An 8,649-nucleotide genomic window follows, 5' to 3' on the forward strand; every position below is an offset into this window, starting at 1 on the left:
TTAAATCGTTGATTAATAAGAAGCTTACATTATGGCAGCCGAGCAAACATCATCAGAATATATCTCTCACCACTTAACGAATTGGACGTATGGCTATTTGCCGGGCGAAGGTTGGAAAGTTGCCCATACTGCTGAAGAAGCAGGGGCAATGGGTTTTAATGCTATCCATCTTGATTCTATGCTTTGGTCAGTTGGTCTGGGTATTTTATTTTGTGCCATCTTTTGGATGGTTGCCAAAAAAGTCACTTCAGGCGTGCCAAGCAAAACTCAGGCAGCGATTGAATTGATCGTTGAGTTTGTTGATAACAACGTTCGTGATTCGTACAGTGGTACTTCAAAATTGATTGCGCCACTAGCGTTGACCATTTTTGTGTGGATCTTCTTAATGAACTTGATGGATTTAATACCCGTTGACTTCATTCCAGGTCTTGCAGGACAAGTTGGTGCTGCAATGGGTCATGATCCTCATCACGTGTTCTTCAAGATTGTTCCAACAACCGATCCTAATATCACGCTTGGCATGTCATTTTCTGTCTTTGCATTGATTATATTTTATAGTATTAAAGAAAAAGGTCTTGGCGGATTTATAGGTGAGTTAACACTACACCCATTTGGTGCCAAAAACCCAATTATCCAAGCTATTTTAATCCCCATCAACTTCATTTTAGAAGCTGTTACTTTGATTGCTAAGCCAGTATCACTTGGTTTGCGTCTATTCGGTAATATGTATGCTGGGGAATTGATTTTTATACTGATTGCTCTAATGCCGTTTTGGATTCAATGGGCGTTATCGGTACCGTGGGCTATCTTCCACATCTTAGTTATTACACTTCAAGCGTTCGTATTTATGATGCTGACGATAGTTTACATGTCGCTTGCATCATCAACTGAACATTAATTAGACATTATTCAATAGGTAAATGAGGATACATCAATGGATCCAGTATTAGGTGGTTACACAGTTATCGCAGTAGCGCTACTTATCGGTCTTGGCGCACTTGGCACAGGTATTGGTTTTGCTATTCTAGGTGGCAAGTTCTTAGAAGGTGTTGCGCGTCAGCCAGAACTTGGCTCACAATTGCAAACTCGTATGTTCATCGTAGCAGGTCTTCTTGATGCTATTCCGATGATCGGTGTTGGTATTGCTATGCTATTGTTATTCGCTAACCCTCTAGCAGGTTAATCCGAAAGCTCAGTTGTAAATGTTTGGTATTCGGAAGTTTTCTATCAAATATAGTCAAGATTTGACTGCCAAACATGATCAATGAAACTGATTTTTCATTAACAAAGAGGTGATCACGTGAATATCAATTTTACACTCGTCGGTCAAGCCATTGCTTTTGCAATATTTGTGGTTTTTTGCATGAAATTCGTGTGGCCACCACTTATCGGCGCCATTAATGAGCGTCAGCGTAAAATTGCTGAAGGCTTGAGTGCCGCAGAAAAAGCAAAAGCAGATTTAGCGACCGCGGAGCAAGATGTCCAGCAGGAGCTTGATCTTGCAAAGACTAAAGCTGCTGCTCTAATTGAGCAAGCAAACAAGAGTGCCAATCAGCTTGTCGAAGATGCAAAAATGCAAGCCCAAACGGAAGCCGAGCGCATTCGTCAACAGGCGCAAGCGTCTATCGACCAAGAAATCAATCAAGCACGTGAGTCATTACGTGCTCAAGTTGCTGAACTGGCTGTGCTTGGTGCAGAAAAGATTTTGCAAGACAAAGTCGATGTGCAAAAACATGCCAGTATGCTAGACCAACTGGCGGCGAAGCTGTAACTGTGAGGATATAATGGCTGACTTATCAACCTTAGCACGACCCTACGCTAGAGCCGCGTTTGACTATGCCAATGAAAACGGGGCTGTAGATGAGTGGGAGAATTTCTTGTTTATCGCCAGTACAGTTGTCAATGACAAAGCTTTTCGTACTTGGCTAGAAAATCCAGCTGTTACGGCTGAGCATAAGTCAGCTGCTTTGGTTGATCTTTATGACTCACAAGTAGCTGGTGATAATGGTTCTGCTTTTAAACAGCTATTAGGTGAGAGCAAAGGCTCTCGTTATGGCAATAATATTAGCTATCCTAAAGTATCACCAGCGCTCACTAATTTTATTAAGCAGCTGGCAGATCAAGAGCGTCTAGCGCTGCTTCCTGAAGTTTATGAGCATTATCGTCATCACAAGGCCATAAGCTTAAAGCAGCTTGACGCATATGTGACTACTGCCTACCCATTGACTGACGTTCAGCGTGAAACGATTAAGATGCGCCTTGCCGAATCACTAAACGGTAGTGTCGTGATTCATGAGTCGGTCGATCCAAGTCTATTGGCAGGCGCTACGATAAAAGTCGGTGACAAAGTCATTGATGATTCGATGCGCGGCAAGTTACAACAGTTAAAAACACAGCTAACTGCCTAATGCCATTCATCAACGCAGCTCTATAATACCTGCGTGATAGTAAGAGCATTTAAGTCAGTGGGCGGGTTATCATAAATTAAAGGAAACAAGGCAATGCAACAATTGAATCCAGCGGAAATCAGTAACCTGATTAAGCAGCGTATTCAAGACCTTGATGCGGGTGCAACTGCAAAGAATGAAGGCACGATTGTCAAAGTATCTGACGGTATCGTGCAGATTCATGGTCTTGAAGATGCCATGTACGGCGAAATGATTGAGTTTGAAGGCGAAATCTATGGAATGGCTCTTAACTTAGAGCGTGATTCTGTCGGCGCGGTAGTACTTGGTGATTACCTAAAGCTGCAAGAAGGTCAAAAAGCCTATTGTACTGGTCGTATCCTTGAAGTACCAGTAGGTCCTGAGCTGCTAGGTCGTGTTGTTGACGCCTTGGGTAATCCTATTGATGGCAAAGGTCCTATCGATGCTAAGATGACTGACAAAGTCGAGAAAATCGCTCCAGGCGTTATCGATCGTCAGTCAGTAGATCAGCCAGTAATGACTGGCTATAAAGCCGTTGATACCATGATTCCAATCGGTCGTGGCCAGCGTGAGCTTATCATTGGTGACCGTCAGACTGGTAAAACAGCGATGGCTATCGATGCGATCATTGCACAGAAAGCTTCTGGCATTAAATGTGTATACGTCGCTATCGGACAGAAACGTTCGACTATCGCTAACGTAGTACGTAAGCTTGAACAAACTGGCGCACTAGAATATACCACTGTTGTGGTTGCTTCAGCATCAGAGCCTGCAGCTCTACAGTATATTGCACCATATTCAGGCTGTACGATGGGTGAATACTTCCGTGACCGCGGCGAAGATGCATTGATTGTATTTGATGATTTATCAAAGCAAGCAGTCGCTTATCGTCAGATTTCACTATTGCTACGTCGTCCGCCAGGTCGTGAAGCATATCCTGGTGACGTATTCTATTTACATTCACGTTTACTTGAGCGTGCATCACGTGTAAATGCTGACTATGTAGAAAAGTTCACTAACGGTGAAGTGAAAGGTAAAACTGGCTCTTTAACGGCGCTACCAATCATTGAGACACAAGCTGGTGACGTATCTGCATTCGTACCAACTAACGTGATTTCAATCACTGATGGTCAGATCTTCTTAGAATCTAGCCTATTCAACTCAGGTATCCGTCCGGCAGTAAATGCTGGTATCTCGGTATCTCGTGTTGGTGGTTCAGCACAGACTAAGATTATCAAAAAGCTATCTGGTGGTATTCGTACTGCGTTGGCCCAATACCGTGAATTGGCAGCATTTGCTCAGTTTGCCTCAGATCTTGATGATGCAACTCGCGAACAGCTCGATCATGGTGAGCGTGTGACTGAACTGATGAAGCAAAAGCAGTATCAGCCAATGTCTATCTCTGAGCAAGCAGCTGTTATTTATGCTTCAAATGAAGGATTCTTATCGGATGTGCCTGTTGAAAAGATTGGTTCTTTCGAAGAAGCTTACTTACGCTATATGCATGATGAGCAGAGTGAATTGATGCGTGAGATTGATGACACTGCGAACTACAACGATGATATCGCAGGTCGTTTAAAGTCAGCTCTAGAGACCTTTAAACAAAATCACAGTTATTAATTTCACGGGTTAAGCCGGATTTGGTTACGGCTATCTGTGATAGTCAATAAAAAGTGGCACATTGTCTTATTAGATACTTGCGCCACTGTTTTAACCACTAGCAGCATTAGATCGCGTAATGCACAAGATATAGAATGTTATTCTGCCAGATTAATGTCATATATCAAATGATTGTCGCTTGCGCCAATGCTTTTTAACCCTCTCATATTGGAATCATTATGGCAAGCTTAAAAGAGATACGTGCCAAAGTCACCAGTATTAAAAGCACCCAAAAAATTACTCGTGCAATGCAAATGGTTGCAGCAAGTAAAATGCGCCGTGCACAAGAGCGCATGGAAGTGGGTCGCCCGTATGCTGATAGTATGCGTCGGGTTATTTCACATTTGGTGCATGCTTCATCTGACTACAAACACCCGTATATGGTATCGCGTCCTGTCAATAAGGTTGGCTATATTGTCATTACCTCTGACCGTGGTCTAGCGGGCGGTTTGAACGTCAACTTATTTAAAGCTTTATCTAAGAGTATCCAGCAATATCAAGATCAGTCTGTACAGACTGAGTTTGCAGCTATTGGTGCTAAAGGCGTGAGTTTTTTCAAAAATTTTGGTGGTAATGTTACCTCGGCAGTGACCGATTATGGTGATAAGCCAACGTTTGAGCAAATAAACGCACCTGTTCAAGCCATGCTTGAGGATTATAGTAACGGTAATATAGATCGCATCTATGTGGTCTATAACAAATTCGTTAATGCCATGACTCAAAAGCCGACTGTCAATCAATTGGTTCCTTTACCAGAGCAGTCATTTGATGAAGACGAAAGTGGCTTACAAACAGAGCTCAGCTGGGACTATATCTATGAGCCTGATATCAAGACATTGATTGATGAATTACTTGGCCGTTATATTGAGTCGATTGTCTATCAAGCGGTAATGGAAAACATCGCTTCTGAGCAGTCGTCACGTATGGTTGCTATGAAAGCGGCTACAGATAATGCTGGTGACCTTATTAACGATTTACAGTTGGTTTATAACAAGCTGCGTCAAGCGGCGATTACCCGAGAAATCTCGGAAATCGTTGGCGGTGCTGCTGCTGTTTCATAATTGACTACACCTATATATAGAAGTTCAAGGAGAACGCAATGAGTAGCGGTCGTATTGTACAGATTATTGGCGCGGTTCTTGACGTTGAGTTCAACCGTAATGAAGTTCCTCAGATTTTTGATGCCTTGCAAGTAGATGGTACCGAAACCACCCTAGAAGTACAGCAACAGCTAGGTGATGGTATCGTACGTACTATTGCTATGGGATCAACTGAAGGCCTAAAGCGTAACCTACCTGTTACCAATACTGGTGCAGCTATTTCTGTACCAGTAGGTACAGGAACACTGGGTCGCATTATGGATGTTCTTGGTCGTCCTATTGATGAAGAAGGTCCTGTTGCAGCAGACGAGAAATGGTCTATCCACCGTGATGCGCCAAGTTATGCTGATCAGTCAAACAGCACTGAACTACTAGAGACTGGTATTAAAGTAATTGATTTACTTTGCCCGTTTGCTAAAGGTGGTAAAGTTGGTCTGTTCGGTGGTGCTGGTGTTGGTAAAACCGTTAACATGATGGAGCTGATCAATAACATCGCTCTAAAGCATGAAGGTTTGTCAGTATTTGCTGGTGTTGGTGAGCGTACTCGTGAAGGTAACGATTTCTATCATGAAATGCAAGAAGCTGGCGTTGTAAACACTGAAGACTTTAGTAAATCTAAAGTTGCGATGGTATATGGTCAGATGAATGAGCCACCGGGTAACCGTCTACGTGTTGCATTGTCTGGCTTGACTATGGCTGAATACTTCCGTGATACTAAAGATCCTGCTACTGGCAAAGGTCGTGACGTATTGCTGTTTGTTGATAACATCTACCGTTATACGCTAGCCGGTACTGAAGTATCAGCACTGCTTGGTCGTATGCCATCAGCAGTTGGTTATCAGCCGACACTTGCTGAAGAGATGGGCTTATTGCAAGAACGCATTACTTCAACTCAGTCAGGTTCTATTACTTCAGTTCAAGCGGTCTATGTACCTGCGGATGATTTGACCGATCCATCACCAGCGACAACGTTTGCTCACTTGGATGCAACGGTTGTACTAAGCCGTGATATCGCATCACAAGGTATCTATCCTGCGGTTGATCCACTAGATTCAACGTCACGTCAGCTAGATCCACAAGTAATTGGTGATGAGCATTACAATGTGGCTCGTGGTGTTCAGGAAGTTCTACAGCGTTATAAAGAGCTTAAAGACATCATCGCTATCTTGGGTATGGATGAGCTATCAGAAGAAGATAAGCTGGTTGTTTACCGTGCACGTAAGATTCAGCGTTTCTTGTCACAGCCATTCCACGTAGCAGAAGTATTCACTGGTGCACCTGGTAAATATGTTGCTCTGCGCGATACCATTGCTAGCTTCAAGGCCATCATTGCAGGTGAATACGATGACCTACCAGAACAAGCCTTCTATATGGCTGGTGGCATTGATGAAGTTGTTGCTAAAGCAGAGAAGATGAAATCTACTGCAGCGTAAAATTGTGCTAGCATTTTCTAAAAGGCAAATAGGTCATAATAAACTTATTTGCCATTAGGTTACGCATCGCAGTTTTGATTGTATTTTGATGGTAAGGAGTTAAGTATGGCAACGTTACAATGTCGCGTCGTAAGTGCTCGTGAAGAGTTGTATTCAGGCGAAATTAGCATGTTAATAGCTACGGGTACCGAAGGCGAGATTGGTGTATTGCCAGGTCACACACCGCTTATTACTTTGCTAAAACCGGGTGCGATGCGTGTGCAAACACCAAATGGTGAAGAAGAAGTGATTTATGTATCAGGTGGTGTCTTAGAAGTACAACCTAAGATCGTTACTGTATTAGCTGATACGGCCATGCGTGCACATAATCTTGACGAAAGTAAAATCGTTGAAGCACGTAAAAAAGCTGAGCAAATGCTGGTTAATCAGTCTGATACGGTACAGACAAATGCTGCTTTGGCTTCATTAGCAGAGTCTGTTGCACAGCTACAGACTATTCGTAAGTACAAAAATCGCGCTTAATTTAATATTATTTATAATTAAGAAACAGTCCATTATGGGCTGTTTTTTTATGCTTGTTATTTATCATTTGATGGTGCTTGAAATAATTGCTTTATTCAATATGGTTTTGATACAAGCAATACAAGTGTGTATAACCATGTATAGTTCAGTGAATGACTACACTGCTACAGCCTTATCTTCTTTAAAGGTATTAAATATTACAACCTATAATTAGTTGCTTTGTACCTATGTTAGAGTTTTTTGACTATAGTGGGTTTATATAAGTCTGACGCCATATGGCCTCTAAGTAAATTAGAAAATGCTATGGTAGAGAGATAAATATATAGTTATATTAGAGATGGTGAAATGAGATCTATCAAGTGAAGCTCAGAATATATAGGTTATTTGATTCATTAAATGAAGTTATTTATATAAATTTAAGTAGTACTAGGCTGATAAGAATCTACCTAACTGATTAATATTTATCCAAAAAGCATGATTTTTGGACGTAAACTAAAGTTTTAATGTATGTAGTTTATAGGTTTTGTTACCGACTATAAGCTATAGTATAGGAAGCTGTATGTTTAATAGTATACTGTGCTACCAAGTTTGTAACAGCTATACGAACATCAATTGCACCGCTTGATGGTGCTATTAATTTTACCGCTCTTACTTTTACTGCTTTTAAATTAGATGTATTAGAGGATATAACAATGACAACGACTGAAGAAGACAATACTCCCCGAATTTTGATTGTTGAAGATGATGAGCGTCTGGCCATGCTGACTCAAGATTACTTGGTCAAAAATGGTTTAGAAGTAGCAATTGAAACTGATGGTAATCGTGCGATTCGCCGTATCGTCAATGAGCAACCAGATATGGTCGTGCTTGATGTCATGCTACCTGGTAGTGATGGTCTGACAGTTTGCCGTGAAGTGCGCCCGCATTACCAAAACCCTATTTTGATGTTGACTGCTCGTACTGAAGATATGGATCAAGTACTAGGTCTTGAGATGGGTGCTGATGATTATGTTGCCAAACCAGCACAGCCACGTGTACTGCTTGCCCGTATCCGTGCGTTGTTACGTCGCTCAGAAAATGCACCATCAGAAGATGTGCCTCAGCGTTTAGAGTTCGGCGAATTGGTCATCGATAATGGTGGACGTTCAGTGAATTTAGGTGAGGAGTTGGTTGATTTTACCAGCGCTGAATATGACCTGCTATGGTTGCTAGCTTCTAATGCTGGTCGCATCTTATCTCGTGAAGACATTTTTGAGCGTTTACGTGGTATTGAGTATGATGGTCAAGATCGCTCAATTGACGTACGTATCTCACGTATCCGTCCAAAAATTGGTGATGATCCAGAGAACCCTAAACGTATCAAGACTGTTCGTAGTAAAGGTTATTTGTTCGTTAAAGAAGGCAACTAATTTTTGTCTATCTAAAACAAGTAATTATTATTTACAAGCATTGAATAAAAAACCAGCTAGAATGCTGGTTTTTTTGTGGCTAAAGTTTAATTTTTAAACT

General features: G+C 41.8%; 9 protein-coding genes. All 9 read left to right on the forward strand.

The window, feature by feature from the left end; genetic code table 11:
• Positions 1-31: 31 nt before the first annotated feature.
• Positions 32-898: a F0F1 ATP synthase subunit A gene (gene atpB / locus ACT3SX_RS00670; protein ID WP_192518630.1), complete on the forward strand. Its 867-nt coding sequence runs from the start codon at positions 32-34 to the stop codon at positions 896-898.
• 36 nt (positions 899-934) lie between these two features.
• Complete coding sequence (atpE, locus tag ACT3SX_RS00675; protein WP_010197960.1) at positions 935-1,183, forward strand: F0F1 ATP synthase subunit C; 249 nt, start codon at positions 935-937, stop codon at positions 1,181-1,183.
• 117 nt (positions 1,184-1,300) lie between these two features.
• On the forward strand, positions 1,301-1,771 hold the full coding sequence (locus ACT3SX_RS00680; protein WP_192518629.1) for a F0F1 ATP synthase subunit B: 471 nt from the start codon (positions 1,301-1,303) through the stop codon (positions 1,769-1,771).
• A 13-nt stretch (positions 1,772-1,784) separates the two neighbouring features.
• On the forward strand, positions 1,785-2,408 hold the full coding sequence (locus ACT3SX_RS00685; protein ID WP_192518628.1) for a F0F1 ATP synthase subunit delta: 624 nt from the start codon (positions 1,785-1,787) through the stop codon (positions 2,406-2,408).
• Between the two features lie 93 nt (positions 2,409-2,501).
• Complete coding sequence (gene atpA, locus ACT3SX_RS00690) at positions 2,502-4,046, forward strand: F0F1 ATP synthase subunit alpha (protein WP_192518627.1); 1,545 nt, start codon at positions 2,502-2,504, stop codon at positions 4,044-4,046.
• 218 nt (positions 4,047-4,264) lie between these two features.
• Positions 4,265-5,146: a F0F1 ATP synthase subunit gamma gene (gene atpG, locus ACT3SX_RS00695; RefSeq protein ID WP_192518626.1), complete on the forward strand. Its 882-nt coding sequence runs from the start codon at positions 4,265-4,267 to the stop codon at positions 5,144-5,146.
• A gap of 38 nt (positions 5,147-5,184) precedes the next feature.
• Positions 5,185-6,618 (forward strand): F0F1 ATP synthase subunit beta, encoded by a 1,434-nt coding sequence (atpD, locus tag ACT3SX_RS00700; RefSeq protein WP_192518625.1) that lies wholly within the window; start codon positions 5,185-5,187, stop codon positions 6,616-6,618.
• Positions 6,619-6,723: 105 nt separating this feature from the next.
• The gene (locus ACT3SX_RS00705; protein ID WP_192518624.1) at positions 6,724-7,140 is read left to right on the forward strand and encodes a F0F1 ATP synthase subunit epsilon; all 417 of its coding nucleotides are present in this window, start codon (positions 6,724-6,726) and stop codon (positions 7,138-7,140) included.
• Positions 7,141-7,832: 692 nt separating this feature from the next.
• Positions 7,833-8,549 (forward strand): response regulator, encoded by a 717-nt coding sequence (locus ACT3SX_RS00710; RefSeq protein WP_192518623.1) that lies wholly within the window; start codon positions 7,833-7,835, stop codon positions 8,547-8,549.
• The last annotated feature ends 100 nt before the right edge of the window (positions 8,550-8,649 follow it).

The organism is Psychrobacter sp. AOP31-B2-9, assembly GCF_052378005.1.
Taxonomy (GTDB): Bacteria; Pseudomonadota; Gammaproteobacteria; order Pseudomonadales; family Moraxellaceae; genus Psychrobacter.

What these genes read in the sequence shown, in the direction of transcription:
- atpB (WP_192518630.1), top strand. Translation starts at nt 32, where the DNA reads ATGGCAGCCGAGCAAACATCATCAGAATATATCTCTCACCACTTAACG.
- atpE (WP_010197960.1), top strand. Translation starts at nt 935, where the DNA reads ATGGATCCAGTATTAGGTGGTTACACAGTTATCGCAGTAGCGCTACTT.
- ACT3SX_RS00685 (WP_192518628.1), top strand. Translation starts at nt 1,785, where the DNA reads ATGGCTGACTTATCAACCTTAGCACGACCCTACGCTAGAGCCGCGTTT.
- atpA (WP_192518627.1), top strand. Translation starts at nt 2,502, where the DNA reads ATGCAACAATTGAATCCAGCGGAAATCAGTAACCTGATTAAGCAGCGT.
- atpG (WP_192518626.1), top strand. Translation starts at nt 4,265, where the DNA reads ATGGCAAGCTTAAAAGAGATACGTGCCAAAGTCACCAGTATTAAAAGC.
- atpD (WP_192518625.1), top strand. Translation starts at nt 5,185, where the DNA reads ATGAGTAGCGGTCGTATTGTACAGATTATTGGCGCGGTTCTTGACGTT.
- ACT3SX_RS00705 (WP_192518624.1), top strand. Translation starts at nt 6,724, where the DNA reads ATGGCAACGTTACAATGTCGCGTCGTAAGTGCTCGTGAAGAGTTGTAT.
- ACT3SX_RS00710 (WP_192518623.1), top strand. Translation starts at nt 7,833, where the DNA reads ATGACAACGACTGAAGAAGACAATACTCCCCGAATTTTGATTGTTGAA.